22 protein-coding genes and 1 tRNA gene are annotated in these 25038 nt (G+C 64.0%); 16 read left to right on the forward strand and 7 right to left on the reverse strand.

Features of this window, described 5'->3' with window-relative positions:
• Position 1 precedes the first annotated feature (1 nt).
• Positions 2 to 583: a superoxide dismutase gene (locus tag BIO17B3_RS18560; protein ID WP_156055143.1), complete on the reverse strand. Its 582-nt coding sequence runs from the start codon at positions 581 to 583 to the stop codon at positions 2 to 4.
• A gap of 232 nt (positions 584 to 815) precedes the next feature.
• Positions 816 to 2189 carry an exodeoxyribonuclease VII large subunit gene (gene xseA, locus BIO17B3_RS18565; RefSeq protein WP_156055145.1) on the reverse strand — a complete coding sequence of 458 codons (1374 nt, stop codon included), beginning with the start codon at positions 2187 to 2189 and terminating at the stop codon, positions 816 to 818.
• Positions 2190 to 2585: 396 nt separating this feature from the next.
• On the opposite strand from xseA, the gene BIO17B3_RS18570 reads away from it, so the two are divergent.
• The 11 genes from BIO17B3_RS18570 (at position 2586) to hemH (ending at position 13973) form a co-directional block, all read left to right on the forward strand.
• On the forward strand, positions 2586 to 3206 hold the full coding sequence (locus BIO17B3_RS18570; protein ID WP_013106061.1) for a MotA/TolQ/ExbB proton channel family protein: 621 nt from the start codon (positions 2586 to 2588) through the stop codon (positions 3204 to 3206).
• Between the two features lie 33 nt (positions 3207 to 3239).
• Complete coding sequence (locus tag BIO17B3_RS18575; RefSeq protein ID WP_013106060.1) at positions 3240 to 3659, forward strand: biopolymer transporter ExbD; 420 nt, start codon at positions 3240 to 3242, stop codon at positions 3657 to 3659.
• The gene (gene lpxK / locus BIO17B3_RS18580) at positions 3659 to 4705 is read left to right on the forward strand and encodes a tetraacyldisaccharide 4'-kinase (protein ID WP_156055147.1); all 1047 of its coding nucleotides are present in this window, start codon (positions 3659 to 3661) and stop codon (positions 4703 to 4705) included. The genes BIO17B3_RS18575 and lpxK overlap by 1 nt, the downstream gene beginning before the upstream one ends.
• On the forward strand, positions 4686 to 4907 hold the full coding sequence (locus tag BIO17B3_RS18585) for a Trm112 family protein (RefSeq protein ID WP_156055149.1): 222 nt from the start codon (positions 4686 to 4688) through the stop codon (positions 4905 to 4907). The genes lpxK and BIO17B3_RS18585 overlap by 20 nt, the downstream gene beginning before the upstream one ends.
• 2 nt (positions 4908 to 4909) lie before the next feature.
• A complete protein-coding gene (kdsB, locus tag BIO17B3_RS18590; RefSeq protein WP_156055151.1) occupies positions 4910 to 5689 on the forward strand; it encodes a 3-deoxy-manno-octulosonate cytidylyltransferase in 780 nt (259 codons plus the stop codon).
• 76 nt (positions 5690 to 5765) lie between these two features.
• A complete protein-coding gene (adk, locus tag BIO17B3_RS18595) occupies positions 5766 to 6416 on the forward strand; it encodes an adenylate kinase (RefSeq protein ID WP_156055153.1) in 651 nt (216 codons plus the stop codon).
• 16 nt (positions 6417 to 6432) lie between these two features.
• A complete protein-coding gene (locus BIO17B3_RS18600; RefSeq protein ID WP_156055154.1) occupies positions 6433 to 7191 on the forward strand; it encodes an SDR family NAD(P)-dependent oxidoreductase in 759 nt (252 codons plus the stop codon).
• 63 nt (positions 7192 to 7254) lie between these two features.
• The gene (gene dnaG / locus BIO17B3_RS18605; RefSeq protein WP_156055157.1) at positions 7255 to 9135 is read left to right on the forward strand and encodes a DNA primase; all 1881 of its coding nucleotides are present in this window, start codon (positions 7255 to 7257) and stop codon (positions 9133 to 9135) included.
• A 418-nt stretch (positions 9136 to 9553) separates the two neighbouring features.
• Positions 9554 to 11890: an RNA polymerase sigma factor RpoD gene (rpoD, locus tag BIO17B3_RS18610; RefSeq protein ID WP_156055158.1), complete on the forward strand. Its 2337-nt coding sequence runs from the start codon at positions 9554 to 9556 to the stop codon at positions 11888 to 11890.
• A gap of 55 nt (positions 11891 to 11945) precedes the next feature.
• Positions 11946 to 12866, forward strand: coding sequence for an adenylate/guanylate cyclase domain-containing protein (locus BIO17B3_RS18615; RefSeq protein ID WP_156055160.1), 921 nt, complete (start codon positions 11946 to 11948; stop codon positions 12864 to 12866).
• Positions 12867 to 12878: 12 nt separating this feature from the next.
• On the forward strand, positions 12879 to 13973 hold the full coding sequence (hemH, locus tag BIO17B3_RS18620) for a ferrochelatase (RefSeq protein WP_156055161.1): 1095 nt from the start codon (positions 12879 to 12881) through the stop codon (positions 13971 to 13973).
• A gap of 291 nt (positions 13974 to 14264) precedes the next feature.
• Here hemH and BIO17B3_RS18625 read toward each other — a convergent pair whose 3' ends face one another.
• Genes BIO17B3_RS18625 through BIO17B3_RS18640 form a run of 4 tightly spaced genes read right to left on the reverse strand, consistent with a single transcriptional unit; the run spans position 14265 to position 19011 of the window.
• Positions 14265 to 15320 (reverse strand): GNAT family N-acetyltransferase, encoded by a 1056-nt coding sequence (locus tag BIO17B3_RS18625; RefSeq protein WP_156055163.1) that lies wholly within the window; start codon positions 15318 to 15320, stop codon positions 14265 to 14267.
• 24 nt (positions 15321 to 15344) lie between these two features.
• Positions 15345 to 17261 carry an asparagine synthase (glutamine-hydrolyzing) gene (gene asnB, locus BIO17B3_RS18630; protein ID WP_156055165.1) on the reverse strand — a complete coding sequence of 639 codons (1917 nt, stop codon included), beginning with the start codon at positions 17259 to 17261 and terminating at the stop codon, positions 15345 to 15347.
• 8 nt (positions 17262 to 17269) lie between these two features.
• Positions 17270 to 18406, reverse strand: coding sequence for a GTP 3',8-cyclase MoaA (moaA, locus tag BIO17B3_RS18635; RefSeq protein ID WP_156055167.1), 1137 nt, complete (start codon positions 18404 to 18406; stop codon positions 17270 to 17272).
• Positions 18407 to 18462: 56 nt separating this feature from the next.
• Positions 18463 to 19011 (reverse strand): phosphatase PAP2 family protein, encoded by a 549-nt coding sequence (locus BIO17B3_RS18640; RefSeq protein WP_231836145.1) that lies wholly within the window; start codon positions 19009 to 19011, stop codon positions 18463 to 18465.
• Between the two features lie 177 nt (positions 19012 to 19188).
• Between BIO17B3_RS18640 and BIO17B3_RS18645 the strand changes: the two genes are divergently transcribed.
• Genes BIO17B3_RS18645 through BIO17B3_RS18655 form a run of 3 tightly spaced genes read left to right on the forward strand, consistent with a single transcriptional unit; the run spans position 19189 to position 22455 of the window.
• Entirely contained in the window at positions 19189 to 19971 is a 783-nt protein-coding gene (locus tag BIO17B3_RS18645) for an SDR family oxidoreductase (RefSeq protein ID WP_156055171.1), read from the forward strand.
• A gap of 11 nt (positions 19972 to 19982) precedes the next feature.
• A complete protein-coding gene (locus BIO17B3_RS18650) occupies positions 19983 to 20420 on the forward strand; it encodes a thioesterase family protein (protein ID WP_013106045.1) in 438 nt (145 codons plus the stop codon).
• A 22-nt stretch (positions 20421 to 20442) separates the two neighbouring features.
• Entirely contained in the window at positions 20443 to 22455 is a 2013-nt protein-coding gene (locus BIO17B3_RS18655) for an acetoacetate--CoA ligase (RefSeq protein ID WP_156055172.1), read from the forward strand.
• Positions 22456 to 22464: 9 nt separating this feature from the next.
• Here the strand turns inward: BIO17B3_RS18655 and BIO17B3_RS18660 are convergent, their stop codons facing one another.
• On the reverse strand, positions 22465 to 23307 hold the full coding sequence (locus tag BIO17B3_RS18660; protein ID WP_156055174.1) for a squalene/phytoene synthase family protein: 843 nt from the start codon (positions 23305 to 23307) through the stop codon (positions 22465 to 22467).
• Between the two features lie 170 nt (positions 23308 to 23477).
• On the opposite strand from BIO17B3_RS18660, the gene BIO17B3_RS18665 reads away from it, so the two are divergent.
• Together BIO17B3_RS18665 and tig are read left to right on the forward strand one after the other, a co-directional pair.
• Positions 23478 to 23564, forward strand: a tRNA-Leu gene (locus BIO17B3_RS18665).
• A 58-nt stretch (positions 23565 to 23622) separates the two neighbouring features.
• Positions 23623 to 24957, forward strand: a complete 1335-nt coding sequence (gene tig, locus BIO17B3_RS18670; protein WP_013123282.1) for a trigger factor — start codon at positions 23623 to 23625, stop codon at positions 24955 to 24957.
• Positions 24958 to 25038: the final 81 nt, after the last annotated feature.

Raw genomic sequence — 25038 nt, forward strand, 5'->3', positions numbered from 1 at the left:
ATCAGCCGAAGTTCTTTTCGGCGAAGTCCCAGTTGGCCAGGTGGTCGAGGAAGGTGGTGACAAAGTCGGGGCGACGGTTGCGGAAGTCGATGTAGTAGGCATGTTCCCAAACGTCGATGGTCAGCAGGGCCTTGTCGGCGGTGGTCAGCGGGGTCTGACCGTTGGCGGTGTTGACAATGTCCACGCTGCCGTCGGCCTTTTTCACCAGCCAGGTCCAGCCCGAGCCGAAGTTGCCGACGGCCGACTTGTGAAAGGCTTCCTTGAACGCGGCGTAGCTGCCCCATTTGGCGTTGATGGCCGCAGCCAGCGCGCCCTTGGGTTCACCGCCGCCGCCCGCTTTCAGACAGTTCCAGAAGAAGGTGTGGTTCCACACCTGGGCGCTGTTGTTGAACAGGCCGCCGCTGGATTTTTTGATGATGTCTTCCAACGACATGTTCTCGAACTCGGTGCCCTTGATCAGGTTGTTGGTGTTATTGACATAAGCCTGATGGTGCTTGCCGTGGTGGTATTCCAGCGTTTCGCGCGACATATGCGGCGCGAGCGCGTCGGGGGCAAAGGGCAGGGGGGGGAGTTCGTGTTGCATGGGCTTCTCCTTGAGTGAGTGGCGGTTGCATAAATCAAACCAAGGCCATTCTAGGAACAGCCGTTTGACTTTGCTCACTCAAGGAAACGCAGGGCCGCCCCAAGTTTCCTTGTCCACCTCGCAGCTTGCAAGCTGCTCGGATTCGGCTCCGTCCAAGCTGCCGCAGGGCAGCTTGGAGCCGCGGGCCTCATCCCCCGCGGGGGACGGGTCGGCGAGCCGACCCTGGGGGCGCTCAATTCGGCGGGATGTCTGCTTCGAGAGGATGGGGCTGCGCGTCGATGCGGCCGATGTCGATCCGCACCGCGCGTTGCGCGTCGGCCAGCAGCAGGGGCTGCTGTGGCGCGAGTTGCGTGAGGTCGCGCAGCACTTGGCCGTTCGCGTTCATGCCCAGCAGGTAGCCGCGCGCGAGGGTGGCGCGCGGGCTGAGGAGTTGCAGGTGCTGCGCGGCCCGGTCAAGGCGGAGCTGGCTGTTGGAAATCTGGCGCGACAGCGCTTCTGGCAGGCTGCGCTCGCATCGGTTCAGGCGCTCGCGTTCCCGGGGCGCGCGCTGGCGCAGCGCATGGGCCAGGCGGTGCTGTAAGAGTTGCAGCCGTTGCGCATGCAGCCTCGGCAGGTCGTTCAAGGCCTGCCGCAGTCGCCACTGCAACTGCGCGAGGTGGCGCTGCGGTGCGGCCAGCAGCGCGGCAGGTTGCGGCCAGCGCAGGGCGAGGCGGTCGCAGCGCTGCTGTTCGCGCTGCAGATGGCGGCTGAGTGCACTGCTGGCGCGGTGCGCGGTATGGGTGAGCGCGTCGAGCAAAGCGGCCTGGGCGGGCACGCCGAGTTCGGCGGCGGCGGTGGGAGTGGGCGCACGCAGATCGGCGACGAAATCGGCCAGGGTGAAGTCGGTCTCGTGGCCCACGCCGCTGATCACCGGCAGGGTGCTGGCGGCAATCGCCCGGGTCAGCGCCTCGTCGTTGAAGGCCCAGAGATCGTCGAGACTGCCGCCGCCGCGTACCAGCAGAATGAGATCGACTTCGCGCCGCGCCTGTGCGCGCTGCAGGGCGGCGAGCAGCTCGCCGGGCGCCGCGGCCCCCTGCACGCTGGCGGGATAGACCACGACGCGCACATGGGGGCTGCGCCGCCGCAGGGTGGTGAGCACGTCGCGCAGGGCTGCGGCCTGTAGCGAGGTGATCACGCCCACGGCTTGCGGCAGGGCCGGCAGCGGGCGTTTGCGCTCGGGGTCGAACAGGCCCTCGATTTGCAGTTTGGCCTTGAGGCGCAAAAAAGCTTCGAGCAGCGCGCCCTCGCCGTCGGGCTGCACGCTCTCAACAATGAGTTGCAGGTCGCCGCGGGGTTCGTAAATCGCCACGGTGGCGCGCAGCCGCACGCTCATGCCGTCGCGCAGCGCGGTGGCGGCAGAGCCTGCGCGCTGGCGGAACCAGACGCAGCGCAGTTGCGCCGTGCCGTCCTTGAGGTTGAAGTACTGGTGGCCGCTTGCGGCCCGAACCAGGCCCGAGATTTCGCCACGCACGCTCAGGCTGTTGAAGCGGGCGTTGAGGGCATCCGAGAAGGCCTGAACCAGAGTAGAAACTGTCCACACCAGGACGCCGTTAGTTGAAGTTTTCAAGGTGGATATCGAGTCGCCAGGTGCGAAACGTCAAGAGGATGTGCACACTTTGCCTGCAGATGCTTTCGCTGCCAGAATGCGCCCGAAGGTAACGTGCTTGCATGCCAAGTTATTGAAAAACAATGAGAAGTTATTGATTAAAAAAGCGTCACATTAAGCCGGGTGCTTGATTTTGCGCGATTTGGCGCCGCCGTTCAGCGCTTTCCCACAGAGTTGTCCACAGAAAGGCGGGATAACTTTCGAAGCCCGCGATCTTGACTCTTGACCGGCGCCCGCTGTTTCATTGTCCGCCACTTCTCTGACCCGGCATAATGCGGCGCTGAAGGATCGTGCGTGGCGGATTGGGCACGCACGGCGACTGATTTTGCAGCGCAAAGACGCAAAGGAAAAAGACCCATGTTGCAGATGGTGGAAGCCGCAGGCTGGCCGATCTGGCCGTTGATTCTGTGCTCGATTGTGGCCCTCGCGGTGATTTTCGAACGGCTGGCCTCGCTGCGTCGCGCTCGCATTCTGCCGACCAAATTGCTGGACGAGGCGCTGAATGTGTCGGCCAAGCAACTGCCGGCGGCCGATGTGATCGACAAGCTCGAACAGAACTCGCCGCTGGGCGCCGTGCTGGCCAGCGGGTTCCGCTCGGTGGCGCGGCCGCATGCCAGCGCGGCGGGGCTGCAGGAAGACTTGGAAAACGCCGGGAGGAATCAGGTCTATCGGCTGCAGAAGTATCTCAACGCGCTGGCCACCGTGGCCTCTGCGGCGCCTTTGCTCGGTCTGCTGGGTACGGTGGTGGGCATGATCGAGATTTTCGGCTCGCAGTCCACGGCCGGAACCGATCCGACGGTGCTGGCGCATGGCATTTCGGTGGCGCTTTACAACACGGCGCTTGGGCTGATCGTGGCGGTGCCCTCGCTGATTTTCTACCGTTACTTCCGCAGCCGCGTGGACGACTACACGGTCGAACTCGAGCAGGCCGCGCGGCGTCTGGCCACGCATCTGCAAAGCTATCTGCCGCGCCGCTGAAATGAACCGCGCCTCCGACCTGCGCCGCTTGCCATGAATTTCAAACGCCAGACCACGGAAGATCCCGAGGTCAACCTCATTCCGCTGATCGATGTGTTGCTGGTCATTCTGATTTTTCTGATGATCAGCACCACCTATTCCAAGTTCACCGAGCTGAAGATCACTCTGCCCACGGCCGACGCCGAGAAGTTGCAGAACCATCCTCAGGAAATCATCGTGGCCGTCAGCAGCGGCGGCGAGTACGCGGTGAACAAGCAGTTGCTCCCCAGCCGCACGGTGAGTGCGCTGACCCAGTCGCTACTCGATGCGTCCAAAGGCAAGGCCGACACCATGGTGGTGATCAGCGCCGACGCCCAGGCCACGCAGCAATCGGTGGTGAATGTGATGGAGGCCGCGCGCGCCGCAGGCTTGAGCCGCCTGACCTTCGCCACGCAGAAGTCTCCCGGTTCCTGATGGCGCAACCCGCTGGGCCGAGCGGCTGGCCGGACTGGTGGGTGCGCCGCAGCCTGCTGAGTTGGGCGCTGTGGCCGCTCTCCCGGTTGTTCGCGCTGCTGAGCGCCGGTCGCCGCAGCCTGTATCGCGCGGGTGTGCTGCGTGCTGAGCGCGTGGGCGTGCCGGTGGTCGTGGTGGGCAACCTCACTGTGGGCGGCGCGGGCAAGACGCCGCTGATCGCCGAGCTGGCGCGCGGCTTGCAGCAGGCGGGCTGGCGGCCGGGGATCGTTTCTCGCGGGTATGGTCGCCGCTCAGCCGACGACGCTCCATTGCGCGTGGACGCGCAGAGCGATCCGGCAGAGTGTGGCGACGAGCCCGTGCTGCTGGCCCGCTTGACCGGCTGCCCGGTGATGGTCGGACGGCGGCGCGCTCAGGCCGCGCTCGCCCTGCGGGCCGCCTGGCCCGATGTGGATGTGATTCTGAGCGACGACGGCCTGCAGCATCTGGCGCTGGCTCGCGATATCGAACTGGTGGTGGTCGATCAGCGCCTTTGGGGCAATGGCTGGCTGCTGCCTGCCGGGCCGCTGCGCGAATCGCCCGGCAGACGGCGCGACGCTACGCTCGGCCCCGAGGCGGCGCTGCAGCAGGTGTCCGGCGGGGGGCGGCACTTCGCGCTGGTGCGCAGCCCGGGCGACATCACGCATCCGGTTAGTGGGCAAACGCTCAGCGCTGCGCAGTTCGTGCAGCGCTTTGGCGTGAAACCGCTGAGCGCGGTAGCCGGAATCGGTCACCCGGGGCAGTTTTTTGCCATGCTGCAAGCTCTCGGGCTGACGGTGCAGACCCGGGCGCTGGGCGACCATCAGCCTCTGAGCACCGATGCACTGGCCGGTCTGCCGCCAGACGGCCCCATTCTGCTGACGGAAAAGGACGCCATAAAATCGGCTCATCTGCCGCCTGTTTTGCGCGAGCGTCTCTGGGTTGTCGGCCTGCGGCTGCAACTGCCCGCCGACCTGCTGCCCTGGTTGCACCAACAATTGGAGAAAGCCCGTGGACTCCCGACTTCTTGACCTGCTCGTCTGCCCCATCTGCAAAGGGTCGCTGCAATTCGACGCCGCCGCGCAGGAGCTGATCTGCCCGCGCGACAAGCTGGCTTACCCGGTGCGCGACGACATTCCGCTGATGCTGGTCGATCTCGCCCGCGACATGACCCTGCCCGCCGACGCAACGCCGAGTCCGTCCCACACCACCACTGCCGAACCGGCGGCCTGAGCATGGCGGCTGCGTTCTGGGTGCTCATACCGGCCCGGCTGGCTTCCACGCGCCTGCCCAACAAGCCCCTGGCGGACATTGCCGGGGCGCCGATGGTGGTGCGCGTGGCGCAGCGCGTGGCGCATAGCGGCGCGCAGGAAGTGGTGGTGGCCTGTGACAGCCCGTTGATTGCGCAGGCCTGTGCGGCGCACGGCGTTCGCGCCGTTCTCACCCGCGAAGATCACGCCAGCGGCACCGACCGGCTGGCCGAGGCGGCCGATTCGCTGGGTCTGCCCGAAGACGCCATCTTGGTCAATGTGCAGGGCGACGAGCCGCTGATCGACCCCAAGTTGCCCGCGGCCTGCGCGGCCTTGCTGCAGCGCACTCCGCAAATCCCGATGGCGACCTGCGCGCATGCCATCACCGAAGCGGCCGAGATTTTCAACCCGAATGTGGTGAAAGTCGTGCTCGATGCGCAGGGCAGGGCTCTGTATTTTTCGCGCGCGCCGATTCCGTGGCAGCGCGACGCCTACACGGCGGGTTCAGGCGGATGGACAATGCAGGGGCAGCCCCCGCATCCGGTCTATCGTCACATCGGGCTGTACGCTTATCGCCACCGTTTTCTGCGCGATTACGCCAAGCTGGCCCCAGCGCCGCTGGAACAGGCCGAAGCGCTGGAGCAATTGCGCGTACTCTGGCACGGGCACCCCATTGCGGTGCATGTGACCGAACAGGCGCCCGGCCCCGGGGTCGACACGCTGGCCGATCTGGAGCGCGTGCGGGCGATGTGGCTTGAGCACTGAACAGGACGCCGAGTCAGCGCCTTGGCAGAGCGGTCTGCTATTCTGAAATGTGCGTTTTTACGATTGAGAGACCTTCATGCGATTGATACTTTTGGGTGCACCGGGCGCGGGCAAGGGCACGCAAGCCGCCTTCATCACCGAGCGCTTCGGCATCCCCCAGATTTCCACCGGAGACATGCTGCGCGCCGCGGTGAAGGCCGGTACGCCGCTGGGCCAGCAGGCACAGAAAATCATGGAAGCGGGCGCCTTGGTACCCGACGAGATCATGCTGGGCGTGGTGCGTGAGCGCCTGTCGGCGCCCGACTGCGCCAAGGGTTTTCTGCTCGACGGCTTTCCGCGCACCATCGCCCAGGCCGAAGGTCTGGAGAAAGCGGGAATCGGCATCGACGTAGTGCTTGAATTCGACGTGCCCGACGCCGACATCATCGAGCGCTTGAGCGGCCGCCGGGTTCACCCGGCCTCAGGACGTACCTATCACCTGACCTTCAATCCCCCCAAGACGGCTGGAGTGGACGACCTCACCGGCGAGCCGCTGGTGCAGCGCGCCGACGATCAGGAAGACACGGTGCGCAAACGCCTGGACGTCTATCACGCCCAGACCCTGCCGCTGGTGAAGTTCTACGCCGAGCGCATGGCCCAGCCCGGCGCGCCGCGTCTGGTCACCATTTCCGGGGTCGGGCCGGTGGCCGAAGTGCAGCAGCGCATCTTCGCCGCATTGCAGGGCTGAACGGACGGAGCGCCTTATGCAACTCTCTGGACACAGCGCGATCATCAGCGGCGGCGCATCGGGTCTGGGCCGCGCTACCGCCGCCTTGCTCGCGTCACGGGGCATGCGGGTGCTCATCGCCGATCTGCAAGAAGACGCCGGGCGAGCGACGGCGGAGGAGATCGGCTGCCAGTTCATGCGCTGCGATGTGACGCAGGCAGGCGACGTGGAAGCGGCGGTGCAAGCCGCCAACGCGCTGGCCCCGCTGCGGGTGGCGGTGAGCTGCGCCGGCATCGCCCCGGCTGCGCGCACGCTGGGCAAGCAAGGCCCCCATGCCCTGGAGCTTTTCCAGCGGGTGATCAACATCAATCTGGTTGGCAGCTTCAACCTCGCCCGCCTTGCCGCCGCCGCGATGGCGCAGCAGCCGCCGCTGGAAGATGGCGAGCGCGGCGTGATCGTCAACACCGCCTCGGTGGCGGCGTTCGACGGGCAGATCGGGCAAGTGGCCTACGCCGCGTCCAAGGCCGGCATCGCCGGCATGACCCTGCCGCTGGCGCGCGATCTCTCGCGGGACGGTATCCGCGTCATGACCATCGCGCCCGGTATTTTCGAGACGCCGATGCTCATGGGCATGCCTGCCGAGGTGCAGACTGCGCTGGGACAGATGGTGCCGTTTCCGCAGCGTCTGGGACGGCCCGAGGAATACGCGGCCCTGGTCGAATCCATCCTCACCAACCGCATGCTCAATGGCGAAGTCATCCGGCTCGATGGCGCTATTCGCATGCAGCCCAAGTAGTCTCGCCCGATCCAGCCGTTTCGCGGCCGCCGCCCCAGCCGCCACGATGACGACGACCGATCCATGCAGCAACGCATTCCGCCCGGTTTCATTCAGGATCTGCTCGCCCGCGCCGACATCGTCGAGGTCGTGGGCCAGTATGTCGAGCTGAAAAAGACCGGTACCAACTACAAGGGCCTGTGCCCCTTCCACGGCGAGAAGACGCCCTCGTTCACCGTGAGTGCGAGCAAGCAGTTCTATCACTGCTTCGGTTGCGGCGCGCATGGCACGGCTATCGGCTTCCTGATGGAGCACGCGGGCATGGGCTTCGTCGATGCGGTCAAGGAACTGGCCGGGCGCTACGGCATGACCGTGCCCGAGCCCGATCTCGACCCGCAGCAACTCCGCCAGCTCCAACAGCAGCGCAGTCTGCAGGCCACGCTCGTCGACGCCCTGCAGACGGCCGACGGTTTTTATCAGCACCGCCTGCGGCATAGCGAACGGGCGAAGAACTACCTCATCGCCCGTGGCTTGCAAGGCCAGGTCGCCAAAAAATTTGGCCTGGGCTACGCCCCGGACGATTGGCAGCCTTTGGTCGGCGCGTTCGCGAATTACAACGCCGATGCCCTGGTGCAGTCCGGCCTGGTGGTGGCCCGTGACGCGGCCGGCGACACCCTCGATCCGCAAGCCGAGTCGTTTGCCTCGGCGCAGCGTCGATACGACCGGCTGCGCGACCGCATCACCTTTCCGATTCGCAATCTGCGCGGCGAAGTCATCGGCTTTGGCGGACGCATCATCGACCAGGGTGAACCGAAATACCTCAACTCGCCGGAAACCGCGGTGTTCCACAAAGGCGAGGAACTGTACGGCCTGTTCGAAGCCCGCAGCGCCATTTCGCGCGCGGGCTATGCGCTGGTGGTCGAAGGCTATATGGACGTCGTGGCGCTCGCCCAATTCGGGGTGGAACAGGCCGTGGCCACGCTGGGTACCGCCTGTACGGCACAGCAACTGCAAAAGCTGTTTCGGCATACCGGCCAGGTGGTGTTCAGCTTCGACGGCGATACCGCGGGCCGCCGCGCCGCGCGCCGGGCGATGGAGCAGGCCCTGCCTTTGCTCAGCGATACGCGGGTGGTGAAGTTCCTGTTCCTGCCCGCCGAGCACGATCCGGATTCTTATGTGCGCGAAAAAGGCGCGGAAGCCTTCGAGCGCGAGATCGGCCGGGCGCAGCCCTTGTCGGAATTTCTGTTTTCCAGCCTGTTCGATGGCGTGGCGATGACCACCGCCGAGGGGCGCGCGCAGGCCATCCACGAGGCCGGGCCGTTGTTGTCGCAAATCACGGCGCCTGCTTTGCTCGGTCAGTTGGTGGCCGATCTGGCACGCCGCCTGGAGATGCCCGCCACCGAGTTGCGCGAGGTGCTTCGCCTGTCTTTGCCCTCGCGCAAGCCATCCGCCCCGGTGGAGTCGTTCGGCATGCGTGGCATGAAGACGGCGCCGCGCGTGCGCGGCGGTCGCGAGGCGCTGCGGGCCTTTGCTGCAGTACCGAAAGATCCCCTGCGGCAATTGCTCCCTTTGCTGCTGTCGCAACCCGAGTTGTGGTGGAGCATCAACCCGGCGCAGCATGCGCTGCTCTCGCTGGAGCCCGGGCCGCTGCAGGGGCTGGTGCTGACGCTCGAATCCATTCTGGAAGATCAGCCCGAACTGTCTGCCGCAGCGCTATGGGAAGCCTTGCGCGCGGCCGGGCACGCGCCTGAGGAGGTGCTGGCCGAGTCGCCTGATCCGCTGGAACTGGACCAAGCCGCAGCCAAACAGGATTTGCTGGCCATTCTGTCGCGCCTGGAGCGCGCCGCGCTGAAAAGACGGCAGGACGAACTGGTTGCCGGTGGCCTGGTAGCAGACGCCGACCGGACGGAATACCGCAGTCTGGCGCTACGACTCAAAGAGATCGACCAAGCGCCGCGAGGTTGACGGTTTTGGCGCGCAGGCAGACAATACTCGGTTTTTTGTAAAATCCACCGCTTTGGGGTGAATATCTGCCAAAACAGACTGCCGGGTATGAGTTCAGGGGCATAGGTTCAGGGGCGCAGGTTCAAGGGCATGGGTTCGGCAGCAAGGCATAAGCGCCGTGGGGGCGCGGTCATCAAGGAAAACCCAATCGAACCGAGGCTACGAATTTGGGTCGAAGCGATGCGGGTCAAAGCGATTAAACCTTCTTGGAGCTGCCAAGACGTTTGCTGATTCGGCTCGATAGTGCCCTTGCCGTGCGGGCTTGGTGCGAAATGGCCGTTTCGCTCGGGCTCTTTGAATTTTGGCGATTCACCCTACATACTGTCAGCAATCCCCCTTCTATATTTCCTTCCGAACCAACGGTCGGTTGAGGTCCACCATGACAAAAGCATCATCCAAAACGCAGACTCCCACCCCGCGGGGCGCATCCCGCAAAGAGGCCGCGGTCGCCGAGGTGAGTCCCGCCGAGGTGCGTCCCGTTGTGGACGCGCCGCGTGGCAAGGTCCATCGTGTAGCGGCAAAAGAAGGGGGTGCTGTGGAGGCCAATGCGGCCAAGGCAGCCACCAAGTTGGCCGCATCGGTTACCAGCCCAGCGCCCAAGCGGGGTCGTCCGCCCAAGGCGGGCGCTGTGACGGCCGAGGCCGAGACGTCTGCCGCGCGCCGTGGCCGCAAGAGCAAGGTGGAAGAGTCGGCCGATGATTTGTCGGACGACCTGAGTGAAGAGGTCGAAGCAGTCGATGTCGCTGCCGAAGTCGCCGAAGTCGAGGTGGTGGAAGAAGTGGCCGCCGCGCCCGTGCCCAAAACACGCAAGGCCTCGCGCGCTCGTGAGAAGCAACTGCTCAAGGAGTTCGGCTATGACGACTCCAACATCACCGATGAAGAGTTGGGCCGTCGGCGCGCTCGACTCAAGAGCCTGATCAAAATGGGCAAGACCCGTGGGTTCCTGACCTACGGGGAAATCAACGATCACATTCCGGACAATCTGGCCGATCCCGAGTTGATGGAAACCATTGTTTCCATGCTCAACGACGTGGGCATCGCGGTGTACGAAACCACGCCTGATGCGCAAACCCTGCTGCTCAACCAGCACGGCCCGACCGCGTCGAGCGAAGAGGAAGCGGAGGAAGAGGCCGAAGCGGCGCTGTCCAACGTCGACTCTGAATTCGGCCGCACCACCGACCCGGTTCGCATGTATATGCGCGAAATGGGCACCGTCGAGCTGCTCACGCGCGAAGGCGAAATCGTTATCGCCAAGCGCATCGAAGACGGCCTGCGCCAGATGATGCTGGCCATTTCGGCTTCGCCTTCGACTGTGGCCGAGATCCTGGCCATGGCCGCGCGTATTCATAACGGCGAATTGCCGGTCGATGAAGTGGTGGACGGCATGGTGTCGGACGACGAATCCGACGACTACGTGGCCGAAGAAGACGTCGACTACTCGCTCGACGAGAGCGGCGAAGAAGACGAGGACGGTGGCGCTGGCGCCACCTCCATGAAGCTCGAGGAACTCAAGGGCAAAGCCTTGGAAGCCTTTGCCGACGTGCACGACGCCTTCATGAAAATGCGCCGCGCCTACGACAAGGACGGCTACCGTTCTGCCAGCTATCTGAAGGCGCAGGAGGCGATTTCCGCTGCGCTGATGGAAGTGCGCTTCACCGCGCGGACCGTCGAGAAGCTCTGCAATCTGCTGCGTGCCCAGGTGGACGAAGTGCGCCGCTACGAGCGCGAGATCCGGCGTTATGCGGTGGATCGCTGCGGTATGCCGCAGGAGGAGTTCATCAAGTCCTTCCCCGGTCATCAGCTCGATCTGAAGTGGGTGGACAAGCATGTGGCCTCTGGCAAGTCGTATTCCGTCATCCTCAGCCGCAATGTGCCGGCCATCAAGGAGCTGCAGCAAAAGCTTCTCGACATCCAGACCCGGGTGGTGGTGCCGCTCGACGACCTCAAGGAAATCAACACCCAGATGAGCTTGGGCGAGCAGGCCGCGCGTGAAGCCAAGCGCGAAATGATCGAGGCCAACCTCCGTCTGGTCATCTCCATCGCGAAGAAGTACACCAATCGCGGCCTGCAGTTCCTCGACCTGATTCAGGAGGGCAACGTCGGCCTGATGAAGGCGGTGGACAAGTTTGAATACCGCCGCGGCTACAAATTCTCAACCTACGCCACTTGGTGGATCCGTCAGGCCATTACCCGCTCGATTGCCGATCAGGCGCGCACCATCCGGATTCCGGTGCACATGATCGAGACCATCAACAAGGTCAACCGCATCTCGCGCCAACATCTGCAGGAGACGGGCACCGAGCCCGACGCCGCCGTGCTGGCCGAGAAGATGGAAATGCCCGAGGACAAGGTGCGCAAGATCCTCAAGATCGCGCGCGAACCGATCTCCATGGAAACGCCCATCGGCGACGATGACGATTCACACCTGGGCGATTTCATCGAAGACTCGGGCACGCTGGCGCCGACCGAAGCGGCCATGCAGGCGGGTTTGCGCGACGTGGTCAAGGAGATTCTCGATTCGCTCACGCCGCGCGAGGCCAAGGTGCTGCGCATGCGCTTCGGCATCGAGATGGCCAACGACCACACGCTCGAAGAAGTGGGCAAGCAGTTCGACGTCACCCGCGAGCGCATCCGCCAGATCGAGGCCAAGGCGCTGCGCAAGCTCAAGCACCCCACCCGCTCGGACAAGCTGCGCAGCTTTCTCGACACGCTTTGATCCGGATGCTCCTGTCCGCCACGCGGCGGACAGGAGCACACGCTAGACTTCGGGCATGACCAACGCGCGAAAAACGGCTGTCCGCACCATCGTGTTTGCCGATGTCGTCGGCAGCACGGCATTGTTCCAATCTCTTGGCAATACCGAAGCCACGGCGCTGGTCACTCAGGTCGTGTCGAACATGGCCCGCAGCTTCAAGGCGGCGGGCGGCGATGTGGTGAAAACGCTGGGGGACGGCATACTCGCCACCTTCGAGCACAACACCCCAGCGCTCAACGCCTGCATCGACATTCAGCGCACCTGCTCCACCTCAGGCGCGGTCGATGCCACGGGCGCCCGACAAAAACTACCTCTGAAAATCGGCATCGCTCGCGGCGTGGTCGTGCTGGCGCCAGGCGATTGTTTTGGCGATCCGGTCAATGCGGCCTCGCGCCTGTCCGACTCGGCCGGAACCGGACAAATTCTCATCGGCGACGCCGTGATGGAAGCGCTGCCGCTGGAGTTGCTGGCCCGGCTGCGCAGCCTCGGCGCCATTTTTCTGCGCGGCTACGACGTGCCGGTTCCGGTGCATCAGGTCGATTGGGAGGCGCAGGTCGATATGGGCCAGACCATGCCCCAAGTGCCCTCGCGCATCGACTACAGCAGCCAGTTGCTCAATCTCGCCTGGCTCGATACCAGCGTAGACTATGGCGCCGATCAGATGCCCATCGTGATCGGGCGCACGAATGGTGCGGACTTTCCGGTCAACGATCTGCGGGTATCGCGCCAGCACGCGCGCATCGACTGGCGCGGCAGCTATTTCATGCTGACTGACCTCAGCAGTAACGGCACCTGGGTGCGCTACACGGGCAATGACACCACGCTGGCCCTGCGGCGCAACGAGTGCGTGCTGCATGGCCAGGGCGAAATCACCCTGGGCGCCAAGCCGTCCGACCCGACCGCGCCCACGGTGATGTTCCAGATCCATCCTCACTGAACTCAGGTTCTCATGCCCTTGTCCGATCCTACGGCGTATTCGCACGGTTCCGCACCGAAAACTGCCATCCTTCTCGTCAATCTGGGCACGCCCGATGCGCCGACCGCATCGGCCTTGCGTCGCTACCTCGGTGAGTTTCTCAGCGACCCTCGGGTGGTCGAAATTCCCAAGCCGGTTTGGTGGTTGATCCTCAACGGCATCATTTTGCCGATTCGTTCCTCCAAATCCGCGGCCAAGTACGCCTCGGTCTGGACCGAGCGCGGCTCGCCCCTGCAGACGGGCACGGCCGACCTCACGCAAGCCGTTGCCGCTGAAATGGCTCGGCTGGGTCATCATGTGCAAGTGCGATATGCCATGCGCTACGGCAACCCGTCTGTGGCCAGTGTGCTCGACGAGATGGCCAAGCAAAACGTCACTCGCATCCTGCTGGTGCCGCTCTATCCGCAATATTGCGCGGCCACCACGGCCTCCACGCTGGACGCAGTGACGGCCTGGATGCGGCGCAGCCGACGCATGCCCGAACTCCGGGTGCTCAATCACTTTCACGACGAGCCGCTTTACATCGAGGCCCTGGCGCGAAAAATCGAGGCGCACTGGCAGCAGCAGGGTCGGCCTGACAAATTCGTCATGAGCTTTCACGGCATGCCGGCGCGCACGCTCAAGCTGGGCGATCCGTACCACTGCGAGTGCCACAAGACCGGGCGCCTGCTCGCCGAGCGCCTGGGGTTGGCCGCTGCTGATTACGCGGTGACGTTTCAGTCGCGTTTTGGCAAGCAGGAGTGGTTGCAGCCCTACACCGAACCCACCTTGCGCCAACTGGCCAAAGAAGGTGTGGCTCGGGTCGATGTGACCTGCCCGGGCTTCAGTGTCGATTGCCTGGAAACGCTGGAAGAAATCGCCATGGAGGGCAAGGAAGCGTTTCTGTCCAGTGGCGGCAAGGTCTTTCATTACATCGACTGCCTGAACGCCGAGGCGCACTGGGCGCAGGGTTTCAGCCGTCTGCTGACCTCTCATCTGCAGGGCTGGAATACAACCGTGCCCGCCGATCCCAAAGAACTCGCGCAAACTCGCGAACGGGCCAAGGCACTGGGTGCGGAAAATCTGTGAGTGAAATCTGTGAGTTCACAGGGATGAATCGCGGGGCGTCGAGCGCGCCTCCCGCCAGAACTGCACCAGCAGCCCGACGCCGAGCCCGATCACGCCTATCGCCAAGAGGTAGAGCACCAGTTCAGCCAGAGACATCTTCTCTCTCCTTCAAGAGCGCCCAAATCGCACAAGTCTTGAAGAGTGAGTGCTCAACATGAGCAGACAGTTCCGTGGGATTGGGTGTGGGGTGTGCCGTGCATGTGACCAAAATTTTCTCTGTGCGGGCGGTTGCAGCGGCCTGCGCGATACGGCTCAATAATCTTCGTCGGCGCTGGTGAGATACCACTGCACCTGCTCAAGCGCCTGGGCTTGTTCGGGCGTCATGGTGCAGAACACATTGCGCGCATCACGCGCCAACATGCCCAGCTGATGCAGCTTGCTCTGGATGTCGGCAGGGCCGAGGAATTCAAACGATACGCTGCTGCGACCGTCGGCATAGGCGTCGCGAAACAGGGTGTCAAAGAGCAGATTCAGGCTGTCCGGATGTTCTGGGTGACAGAGCAGATCGCGCACATGCAACACCTTGCCGACGACCTCACAGACGGCATAGCCGATGAGCCCGTCGTTTTGGGCGCTCAAGGTCAGGAAGCGGAATTTTCTCCAGGGCTTCGGTTCGAAACGCCAGGCCAGGTAATGGCGATCACGCACGCCGATGAGCAAGGCCGGGTCTTTCTGCGCGGCCCACAGCGCATCGAAGCGGGCATCGGGCTGGTCCATCCATTGAGCCCGTCGGCCACGAAAGTCGTGGGTGTACCGGGTTCTGCGCAGGGTATGCCGCCACCAGTCTGCGGTGCGCCCGACGGCGCGGCGCACCAAGTGGGGGATTTGCGCAGGCAGATAGTTGGCGCTGCGCAGCACGCGAACGTAGCGCACCATGCGCCCCGCCACCTTGTAGCCCAGGCGCTTGACCACGGGTTCCGACTTCGGGTTGGGAAAGCCGTAGATCAGCCCGCACTGCGGCAAAAAACGATCGCGCAGCGACGTTTGCAGCAGCATCGCCGGATACAGCGTGCGATGTTCCGCCGTCACGCCGAAGTCAGCCAGAAGTCCCGCGTTCAAGGCTTGGCCAGCCAAACGCATCTGCCGGGTTGCAAGGCCGATGACGCCCACGGCTGTTCCGTTTTCGGCCGGAGAATGGGCGAGCAACACCTGCGGCAAACCGGCCGGATTGCGCAGGTAGAACCAATCGTATTTGTCCTGGCGACGTTCTGGGTGCCCTAGATTGGTCACCCAGAGCGACACGATGATGCTGCGATCGGTCTGCAGGTCGGCGGGCAACGCGGCGTAACTGGACGGTGCTGCGGTCATGGGGGAGCGCGAGTTCGCGAAGGGTCAGCGCCGGATGAACTGGTCGTGCAGAAGCAGGGTGGAGAGCATGCCGACAAAGGCCATATTGTCACCAAAGCCGATGACTTTTCCAGCGCGTGCCTTGTCGAACAGGCGGATCGCCGCCTGCGGGTCGAAGTAGGCCGCATCTTTGAGGCGCGCCGCGCTGAACAGGTCGGCCACGTAATCGACGGGTTCGCCATTGTGAAAAAAACTCTGGCTGTCGGGGGCGCGGTAAGGTTGCTTGGTGCGATGGCGCAGCGCGTCGGGCAGCAGGCCGTCCATGCTGCGTTTGAGCAGGTATTTCTCCACTAGTCCCATGAGTTTGTAGCGCGGAGGAAGCTGGCTGGCGAAGGCGATCAGCCGGTGATCGAGGAAGGGAAAACGGGTCTCGATGGACTGCGCCATGGCCATGCGATCGCCCTGCGAACACAGCAGATAGCCCGACATCAGGGTATGCGCCTCGATGTACTGATCCTGGCAGAGCGGCTCCCAGCGGGAGATGTCGGCGGGGAGTTGCGCGGCGAGGGTGGCGATGGGGTCGGCCGCCGTGGCTGCGGCGCGCCATTCGGGTGACAGAAAGCCGGTGATGCGCCGCGTGGTGGTCCAGCGCGGCAGGTGGGCGAACCAGGGCTCGCGGAAATGCGTTTCGCCTTCGCGGAAAAAACGCTCGGTCATCGCGCGGCCGGCGGCCGGGGAGTGTTTGAGATAGGGGTAGAGGCGTTCGAGTAGGCGAGGGCGCCAGCGCGACGCGGGCTGCCGGGCCATGAAGCGGCGCACCCGGGCTTCCTTGAACAGGTCGTAGCCGCCGAAGACTTCGTCGGCGCCTTCGCCAGTGAGCGCCACCTTGTAGCCCGCGGCGCGCACCCCTGCGGCCAGCAGCATCATGGGCGCGGGGGCGGTGCGCACGATGGGTGTCTCAGTGTGGGCGATGGTGCGCGGGAAGGCGGCGGCGATGTCGGCGCGTGTGCAGTGCACCGTGGTGTGATCGGTGCCCAGGTGGCGCACGAGTTGCTGCTGCCAGGGGCTTTCGTCGAATTCGGCGTCGTCGAAAGTGAGGGAAAAAGTGCGCAGCGGCGTGTCGGTGTAGTGGCGGATCAGGGTGGTGACGATAGAAGAATCGAGGCCGCCGCTGAGATAGGCGGCCACGGGCACATCGGCGCGCAGTTGCAGCCGCACCGCGTCGATCAGCAGGTCGCGCAGCTCGTCGGCGCAGGCGGCGGCCGAGCGCCCGTCTTCGATCGGGGCTGGGGGAAAGCTCCAATCCCAATAGCGGCGCGTCTGCGTGCCGCGTGCGTCGACCGACATCACATGGCCGGGCGGCAGAGACTCGATGCCCTCGAATACGGCGTGTGGCGGCAGGGGTGCCCAGTAGGTGAAGACTTCGCCCAGCGCTTTCGCATCCAGACGGCGCGGCACTTCGGGCAGGGCGAACAAGGCCTTGACCTCGGAGGCAAAGGCCAGACCGCCCGGCACGCGAGTGTGAAACAGCGGCCGGATGCCGGTGCGGTCGCGCGCCAGCAGCAGGCGCTGACGCGGCACGTCCCACAGGGCGAAGGCGAACTGGCCGTTGAGTTGATCGACCAGCGCATCGCCGTGGTCTTCATACAGGTGCACCAGCACTTCGGTATCGGACTGCGTGGCGAAGCGATGGCCGCGGCGCTGCAGCTCGGCGCGCAGTTCGATGTAATTGAAAATCTCGCCGTTGAAGACCACCCACACCGTGCCGTCTTCGTTGCACATCGGCTGGTCGCCGCCGGACAGGTCGATGATGCCCAGGCGGGCGTGGGCCAGACCGATCGGTCCTTTGTTGTAGAACCCCTGCTGATCAGGCCCGCGGTGATGCAGCTGGCCGATCATCGCGGCAAGCTGCGCGGGATCGATGGGCGCGTTCCAGTTCAGGCGACCCGCAATGCCGCACATGGCCGCTTTCAGCCGCCGATGTAAGACATCTCAACCCTGCGCTCGGCGCGCTGGGCCAGACCTGCTGCCGTGCCGCGCAGCAGGGAATATCGGTCATCGCGCGCCGTCCAGACCTGCGCCAGCGCGGCGCGCAGCTGCTCGTCGCTGACCGGGGCCAGGCCGCTGCGCGGATCGCCGCGCAGCAGGGCGCGCACGTCGTGGCCGTGGGTGGCGAACAGGCAGAGGTAGAGCTTGCCTTCCATCGACAGCCGGGCGCGGTTGCAGTCGCCGCAAAAGGCGCGGGTCACGCTGGAAATCACGCCGATCTCACCCCCGCCATCGTCGTAGGCCCAGCGCTGGGCGGTTTCGCCGGCGCTGTGCGGCTCCAGCGGATGCAGCGCATGGACGGCGTGAATGCGGTCGATGACCTGTTGCGACGGCAGCACTTCGTCCATGCGCCAGCCGTTGGTGTTGCCCACATCCATGTATTCGATGAAACGCAGCACCACGCCGGTGCCGCGGAAATGTTCGGCCATCGGCAGTATCTGCGCATCGTTGGTGCCGCGCTTGACCACCATGTTGACTTTCACCGGCCCGAGGCCCGCGGCCAGGGCCGCGTCGATACCCCGCAGCACTTCGGCCACGGGGAAGTCGACATCGTTCATCTGGCGGAAGGCCGCATCATCCAGCGCGTCGAGGCTGACGGTGATGCGATCGAGCCCCGCCTCCTTGAGCAAGGTCGCCTTGCGGGCGAGGATGGAGCCGTTGGTCGTCAGCGTCAGTTCGGGCGCCAGACCCTCCGGGGTGCGCAGGCTGTGCAGCATCTCCACCAGTCGTTCGAGGTTTTTGCGCAGCAGCGGTTCACCGCCAGTGAGCCGGATTTTGCGCACGCCCAGAGACATGAAAACCTGGGCTGCGCGGGTGATTTCTTCGAAGCTCAGCAAGTCGGCATGCGACAGGAATTCATAGTGCTTGTCGAATATCTCTTTCGGCATGCAGTAGGTGCAGCGAAAGTTGCAGCGGTCGGTCACCGAGATCCGCAAATCGTGCAGAGGGCGGTGAAAACGGTCGGTCGGCTGCTGCGGCGCGCTGCCGGTGTCGGCAGGGACGGACGGCACGCTTGTCGCGTAATGATGGTCGACGATGGGAATGATGCGTTCGGACATATCGCCATTATCGACAAAGCGGGCGGGCGCCGCGCTGTTTCGGCCCTCGGGCCTGTTCACATCACGGAAATTCGCAAGGCCAGGGCGAAGGTGGCGAGCAGCATGCCGAGCACTGCGCCGACGAGGACATCGGAGAGGTAATGCAGCCCCAGAATCAGCCGCGAAGCAGCGATCAACAGGGCAAACGGCACGGCGATCCAGCCCAGTATCGGGGCGAAAAACAGGATCTGCAGGGTGAAGTTCACCGCATGCAGGGTGTGGCCGGAGGGAAAGCTGAACTGATCGAGCGGGGGTTCGCTGAGCACGATGCGATGGCAATGTTCGCTCGGGCGCGGACGGGCCGCCAGACGCTTGATCGACCAGTACAGGCCGGTGCCGATGAACGTGGTCACGATTAACCAGAGGATCGGCGAGATCGCCTCGCGCCCATCGAGCCAGAGCAGCAAACACAAAATGGCCGCCCAGCCCCAGCCGTTGCCAAGGCGGCTGATGGCGGAAAAGAAGCGGCGCACCCAGGCCTGCCGACTCAAACGATTGGCCGCAAGGGTCAAGCCTTCTTCCCATTGCAGATAACGCTGAAGCAGGCTGGGCTGTCGCTGTTGCATGGTTGATCTGGGGCGCTGTTGCGGGATGGTGGAGGCGTGGCGAGATTGTTGCACTGCAGACTTAGCCACGGTTGAGCCGACGCGCATCTCGGCTGCCTCTACCATTGTGTCATCAGCGCAAGGCAGTCAGCCAGGAATCGACGGACGGCCTGCTGCGCTTTATTCTCAAGGATAGACATGGCATACACCATCGAACTTTCGGGCCGCGTCGCCCTGGTCACCGGAGCATCGAGCGGGCTCGGCTGGCGATTTGCCGAGGTACTGGCGCAGGCGGGGGCCGCCGTGGTGCTCAGCGGTCGGCGCATGGAGCGGCTCAAGGAACTGCGGGCCCGCATCGAAGGGCAGGGGGGCGACGCCCATGTGGTCGAACTCGATGTCACCGATAGCGCCAGCATTCGCGCGGCGGTGGCGCATGCCGAGACCGAGATGGGGCCGATCGACATCCTGGTGAACAACGCGGGCATTTCTGCGCAGCAAAAACTGCTCGACGCCACACCGGAAGATTTCGATGACGTTTTCGGCACCAATGTGCGCGGCGCATTTTTTGTGGCGCAGGAGGTGGCGCGGCGCATGGTGGCGCGTTCGCTGGGCGTGACGCCGGGCACCTGGGCCGGCGGGCGCATCATCAACGTGGCCTCGGTGGCCGGGCTGCGAGTCATACCCAAGCTGGGGGTCTATGCCATGAGCAAGGCCGCCGTGATTCACATGACGCGGGCGATGGCGGTGGAGTGGGGCAAGTACGGCATCAATGTCAACGCCATCTGTCCCGGCTATATCGATACCGAGATGAACCACCATCACTGGCAGACCGAGGCGGGCCAGCGTCTGATGCAGATGCTGCCGCGCAAACGCCTGGGCAAGCCCGAAGATCTCGACGCCATGCTGGTCATGCTCGCCAGCGGGCAAAGCAGCCTGGTCAACGGCGCCATCCTGACGGCTGATGATGGCTTTGGCATCTGAGGAAAAGCCCGATGCGATTCGAAATCCCTGAACAAAAACAACTGGTTCACACCCTGACCCTGCCCATACGCTGGGGCGATATGGATGTGATGGGCCATGTGAACAACACGATCTATTTCCGCTACATGGAAATCATCCGCCTGGAGTGGCTGCGCGAAACCGGCGTACCCGCCAACCCCGCAGGGCTGGGGCCGGTGATCGTCAACGCTTTCTGCAATTTTCAGATCGAATTGAAGTATCCGGGCGAGGTGCTGGCGCGGCTCTACACCACCGATGTGGGGCGTACCAGCTTCGACACCTACACCTTGCTCAGCCGCACCGACGATCCCGACACGATCTACGCCAGTGGCGGTTCGCGCGTGGTCTGGGTGGATTTTCCGCGGCGCAAGAGCGCGCCCTTGCCCGATAGGCTGCGTGAATTGCTCACGCAGCATGCCGACTCAAACTGACCTCTATTCGAGAGATTGCGTCATGCCAGATTCCGAAACCAACCAGCCGCTTTGGTTGCCCTCTCCGCAGCGCATCGCCGCTTCGCACGTCGAGGCATTTCGTCATTGGGTGAATGAGCGCCACGGTCTGCATTTGCAGACTTATCAAGACTTGCTCGATTGGTCGATCGCCGAGCAGGCCCAGTTCTGGGACGCGGTGTGGGAAACCTCCGGCGTGATCGCCGAGCACAAAGGCGAGCGGGTGCTGATCGACGCCGACCGTATGCCCGGTGCGCGCTTTTTCCCAGACGCCCGCCTCAACTTCGCACAGAACCTGCTGCGCCGCAATGACGACGCCATTGCGCTGCATTTCTGGGGCGAAGATCAGGTGCAACGCCGCCTGAGCTGGCGCGAATTGCACGCCGAAGTCTCTCGGCTGCAGCAGGCCTTGAAGCATTGGGACGTCCAGCCCGGAGACCGGGTTGCGGCCTATATGCCCAATATGCCCGAGACGGTGATTGCCATGCTCGCGGCCACCAGCCTCGGCGCCACCTTCACCTCCGCCTCGCCCGACTTCGGGGTGCAAGGCGTGCTCGATCGTTTCGGCCAGACCCTGCCCAAGGTGCTGATCGCCTGCGACGGCTATTTCTACAACGGCAAAACCTTTTCCAACCTGCAGAAGCTGGCCGAACTCGTGCCGCAATTGCCCTCGCTGGTGAAAACCGTCGTCGTGCCCTATGTGGCGCAGGCGCGCGGGCAGAGCTTGAGCGTGGCGGCGATTGCCGGCGCTCAGGTGTGGGAGGATGCGCTCGCGCCATTGACCCCGCAGGCGGTGCAATATGCGGCGCAGCCCTTCGATCATCCGGTCTACATCCTGTATTCAAGCGGCACCACCGGGGCGCCGAAATGCATCGTGCATCGCGCGGGCGGCGTGCTGCTCAAGCATCTGGCCGAGATGCGGTTGCAGGCTGATATTCATCCCGAAGACCGCGTGTTCTTTTTCACCACCTGCGGCTGGATGATGTGGAACTGGCTGATGTCTGCGCTCAGCCAGGGGGCGACGGTTTGCCTTTACGACGGCTCGCCCGGTGTGCGCGACAACGCCATTTTGTTCGACTACGCCGATGCGGTGGGCTTCACGCATCTCGGCACCTCGGCCAAGTTCATCGAGGCGCTGGGCAAGTCGGGCATCGCGCCGATGCACACGCACCGCCTCAGCGATCTTCGCACCCTCATGTCGACCGGCTCGCCGCTGGCGCCCGAAGGCTTCGACTACATCTACGGCAAGGTGAAAGCCGACATCTGCCTCAGTTCCCTGTCGGGCGGCACCGATCTGGTGGCCTGTTTCATCGCCGGGTCGCCCATGAACCCCGTCTGGCGCGGCGAGATTCAGGCCTGCGCTCTGGGCATGGCGGTGATCGTGGCGGGTGACGACGGCAAGCCTTTGCCGGACGGGCAAAAAGGCGAGTTGGTCTGCACCAAGCCCTTTCCCTCCATGCCGCTGGGTTTTCTGGTGGACGGCAGTCTGGAAAAAGGCGCCCAAAAATACTTTGACGCCTACTTCGCGCAGTTCCCGAATGTATGGTGGCATGGCGACTACATTCAGCGCACCTCGCATGGCGGCTACATCATTTTTGGCCGCTCGGATGCAACGCTCAATCCCGGCGGCGTGCGCATCGGCACGGCGGAAATTTACCGCCAGGTCGAGCGCATCGATGCGGTGCTCGAATCAATTGTGATCGGCCAGAACTGGCCACCCGGTACTTACGGCGATGTGCGCGTGGTCCTGTTCGTGCGTCTGCGCGACGGCTTGGTGCTCGACGAGGCGCTGATCGACGCGATCAAGCGTGAGATTCGCAACAACACCACGCCGCGCCATGTGCCCGCGCGGATCGTGCAGGTGCACGATATTCCGCGCACCAAGAGCAACAAGATTGTGGAAATCGCGGTGCGCAACCTGATTCACGGCGACCCGGTGAAAAACGTCTCGGCGCTGGCCAATCCCGAGGCGCTCGACGAATACCGCGCCTTGCGTTCCGAACTTGAGCGGGCTTGAACGCTTGCGCTAAGTCCTGCGCCGCAAGGTGCTGGTGCGGCTGATCCAGAGCTTGCGCAATGGCGTCAGGCTGATGCGCTGGTGTAGTACCGCAAAGTCGGCCCGCTCGATTTCGATCAGCAGCGCCTCCGATATGGCGCCAAGAGCCAGTAGAGGTGCGGTCTGTGCGGCAGGGTAGGGCGCCAGTGCGCCGCGAGCTGTGCTCAAAGCCGCGCGGGCCAGTGCGGTTTGTTCCTGCAGCAAGGCACGAATGGGCGGGCTGACCAGTCGCTGCTGCAAGTCCACGGCCTTGACCCCATGCCGCTGCAGGGCATCGAGCGGCAGATACACCCGGTCCTGCGCGACATCACGCCCCAGATGCCGGATGTGGCTGGTCAATTTCAGCGCCACGCCCAGTTCCTCCGCAGCGTCCAGGGCGGGGCGCGCGGTCAGCCCCAGCAGCGCTGCCGCATTGCGCAGCGTCTGCCCACTGCCCGCCCGGCAATAGTGCACGAGCGCGGCACGATCCATCCACCGGTTCTGTCGTAGATCGATGTCTACGCTTTCGATCAGACCGAGCAGCGCCTGTGGCCGCAGACCCTGATCCCGAAAACATCTCCCGAGAGCACGCAGGCAAGGGTGCTCTGCCTGGTCTTGATCGAGCGCCAGCATCTGCGCATGCCACCAGGCCAGCTTGGCTTGTGCGACACCCGGGTCGCTGACCGTGGTGACGATGCTGCGCACCCGCACATGCACGTCCAGCAACAGCGTCAGCGCCGCACGGCGCGCGGGCGGGCAGCGTTGCAGCGCGTAATAAGTCGACGAGCCGGGGGGCGGTTTGGCGCAGGAATCAGGGATTTGAGGCGGGTGCATGTTGAGCGCTGCATCAGGCAGGCTGGAGGCAGCTAGAATAGCCGATTGCCCAAAAATCAAAGCCGCAGTGAATAGGCCACACTGAATAGCCGCCTTCCGAGGTGAGCCTCAGTTGAGACCGAGTTGAAACATAAGGCGCGAGCGTAAAGTTTTTGGCGACAGATCACCCCGCGAGGGTGGCGAAATTGGTAGACGCACCAGGTTTAGGTCCTGACGCCTTCACGGGCGTGGGGGTTCGAGTCCCCCCCCTCGCACCAACCGGCAAGCGCAGGCTTGGCGGTCTTTGATCCCTTTTTTGAACACTGGACTTTCCCCATGACTGTCGAAACCCTGGACAAACTGCAGCGCCGTGTGACCGTGACCGTGCCCAAGGCCGCTGTGCAGAACGAAATCAATTCCCGCCTGAAGAATCTGAGCCGCACGCTGCGCCTGCCCGGCTTCCGCCCGGGCAAAGTGCCGATGTCCATGGTGACGCAGCGCTACGCGCCGTCCGTCGAGATGGAAGTGCTGCAAGACAAGATCGGCAACGCGTTTTACGACATCGCCACCAGCGCCCGTCTGCGCGTGGCGGGGGCGCCGGAATTCAGCCCCAAGACCGAAGGGATCGAAGCGGACGTGATGGCGTTCGACGCTGTGTTCGAGGTCTATCCCGACGTGCAGATCCCGGATCTCTCCACCCAGGCTATCGAACGCGTGACCGCCGAAGTGGACGAGGCCGCCATCGACAAGACCATCGAAGTGTTGCGCAAGCAGCGCACCCAGTTTGTGACGCGTGGCGAAGCCGCGCCGAACGGTCAAACGTCCGAAGGGCTGGAAGTGCAAGACGGAGATCGCGTCACCGTCGATTTTGAAGGTCGCATCGACGGCACCGCTTTCGAAGGCGGCAAGGCCGAAGGTTTCACTTTCGTTCAGGGCGAAGGCCGCATGCTGCCCGAGTTCGAAGCCGCCACCAAAGGGCTGCAGGCCGGGCAAAGCAAGATTTTCGAACTGCACTTCCCTGAGGACTATCAGGGGCGCGCCGTTGCCGGGAAGACGGCGCAATTCACCCTGAAAGTCACCCAGGTCGAATGGCCGCTGCTGCCGGAAGTCGATGCCGATTTCGCCCGGGCCTTGGGCGTTGAAGATGGCGACGTGCAGCGTCTGCGCGACGATATCCGCAGTAATCTGAGCCGCGAAGTCAAATCGCGTCTGACGCAGCGCAACAAGCTGGCCGTCATGGATCTGCTGCAAAAAGCCGTTGCGGTCGATCTGCCCAGCGCGCTGGTGCAAAACGAAGTGAATGAGTTGATGGCCAGCGCCCGTCAGGATCTGGCCGAGCGCGGTATGAAAGATGCCGACAAAGCCCCGCTGCCGCCCGAGCTGTTCAAGGAGCAGGCTGAACGCCGCGTGCGTCTGGGCCTGATCGTTTCCGAGTTGGTGAAGCAACACGACCTGCAAGCCAAGCCCGAACAGGTGCGCGCCTACGTTGAAGAACTCGCCGCCAGTTACGAGCAGCCACAGGATTTGGTGCGCTGGTATTACGCCGATCAGGAGCGCATGGCGCAGGCCGAAGCCATCGTCATGGAAAACAACGTGACCGACTTCGTGTTCGCACAGGCACAGACGACGGACAAATCGCTCGGTTTCGATGAGCTGATGGGCCAGAACTGACCCCGTTGGCCATACTGATGAGCGCCCCATGGCCGGGCTGCGCCCAGCCCGCCCCCGCAGGCAGGGGTCAAGGAAACTTGG

This window comes from Thiomonas sp. OC7 (genome assembly GCF_900634595.1).
Classification (GTDB): Bacteria; Pseudomonadota; Gammaproteobacteria; order Burkholderiales; family Burkholderiaceae_C; genus Thiomonas; species Thiomonas arsenitoxydans.

Excerpts from the sequence above, each read along its gene's own strand:
- BIO17B3_RS18650 (WP_013106045.1), top strand. The coding sequence starts at position 19,983 with ATGCGATTCGAAATCCCTGAACAAAAACAACTGGTTCACACCCTGACC.
- BIO17B3_RS18575 (WP_013106060.1), top strand. The coding sequence starts at position 3,240 with ATGAATTTCAAACGCCAGACCACGGAAGATCCCGAGGTCAACCTCATT.
- BIO17B3_RS18660 (WP_156055174.1), bottom strand. The coding sequence starts at position 23,307 with ATGCACCCGCCTCAAATCCCTGATTCCTGCGCCAAACCGCCCCCCGGC.
- dnaG (WP_156055157.1), top strand. The coding sequence starts at position 7,255 with ATGCAGCAACGCATTCCGCCCGGTTTCATTCAGGATCTGCTCGCCCGC.
- adk (WP_156055153.1), top strand. The coding sequence starts at position 5,766 with ATGCGATTGATACTTTTGGGTGCACCGGGCGCGGGCAAGGGCACGCAA.
- BIO17B3_RS18615 (WP_156055160.1), top strand. The coding sequence starts at position 11,946 with ATGACCAACGCGCGAAAAACGGCTGTCCGCACCATCGTGTTTGCCGAT.
- hemH (WP_156055161.1), top strand. The coding sequence starts at position 12,879 with ATGCCCTTGTCCGATCCTACGGCGTATTCGCACGGTTCCGCACCGAAA.
- lpxK (WP_156055147.1), top strand. The coding sequence starts at position 3,659 with ATGGCGCAACCCGCTGGGCCGAGCGGCTGGCCGGACTGGTGGGTGCGC.
- BIO17B3_RS18640 (WP_231836145.1), bottom strand. The coding sequence starts at position 19,011 with ATGCAACAGCGACAGCCCAGCCTGCTTCAGCGTTATCTGCAATGGGAA.
- moaA (WP_156055167.1), bottom strand. The coding sequence starts at position 18,406 with ATGTCCGAACGCATCATTCCCATCGTCGACCATCATTACGCGACAAGC.
- BIO17B3_RS18570 (WP_013106061.1), top strand. The coding sequence starts at position 2,586 with ATGTTGCAGATGGTGGAAGCCGCAGGCTGGCCGATCTGGCCGTTGATT.
- asnB (WP_156055165.1), bottom strand. The coding sequence starts at position 17,261 with ATGTGCGGCATTGCGGGTCGCCTGAACTGGAACGCGCCCATCGATCCC.
- BIO17B3_RS18655 (WP_156055172.1), top strand. The coding sequence starts at position 20,443 with ATGCCAGATTCCGAAACCAACCAGCCGCTTTGGTTGCCCTCTCCGCAG.
- rpoD (WP_156055158.1), top strand. The coding sequence starts at position 9,554 with ATGACAAAAGCATCATCCAAAACGCAGACTCCCACCCCGCGGGGCGCA.
- BIO17B3_RS18625 (WP_156055163.1), bottom strand. The coding sequence starts at position 15,320 with ATGACCGCAGCACCGTCCAGTTACGCCGCGTTGCCCGCCGACCTGCAG.
- BIO17B3_RS18600 (WP_156055154.1), top strand. The coding sequence starts at position 6,433 with ATGCAACTCTCTGGACACAGCGCGATCATCAGCGGCGGCGCATCGGGT.
- BIO17B3_RS18560 (WP_156055143.1), bottom strand. The coding sequence starts at position 583 with ATGCAACACGAACTCCCCCCCCTGCCCTTTGCCCCCGACGCGCTCGCG.
- BIO17B3_RS18645 (WP_156055171.1), top strand. The coding sequence starts at position 19,189 with ATGGCATACACCATCGAACTTTCGGGCCGCGTCGCCCTGGTCACCGGA.
- kdsB (WP_156055151.1), top strand. The coding sequence starts at position 4,910 with ATGGCGGCTGCGTTCTGGGTGCTCATACCGGCCCGGCTGGCTTCCACG.
- tig (WP_013123282.1), top strand. The coding sequence starts at position 23,623 with ATGACTGTCGAAACCCTGGACAAACTGCAGCGCCGTGTGACCGTGACC.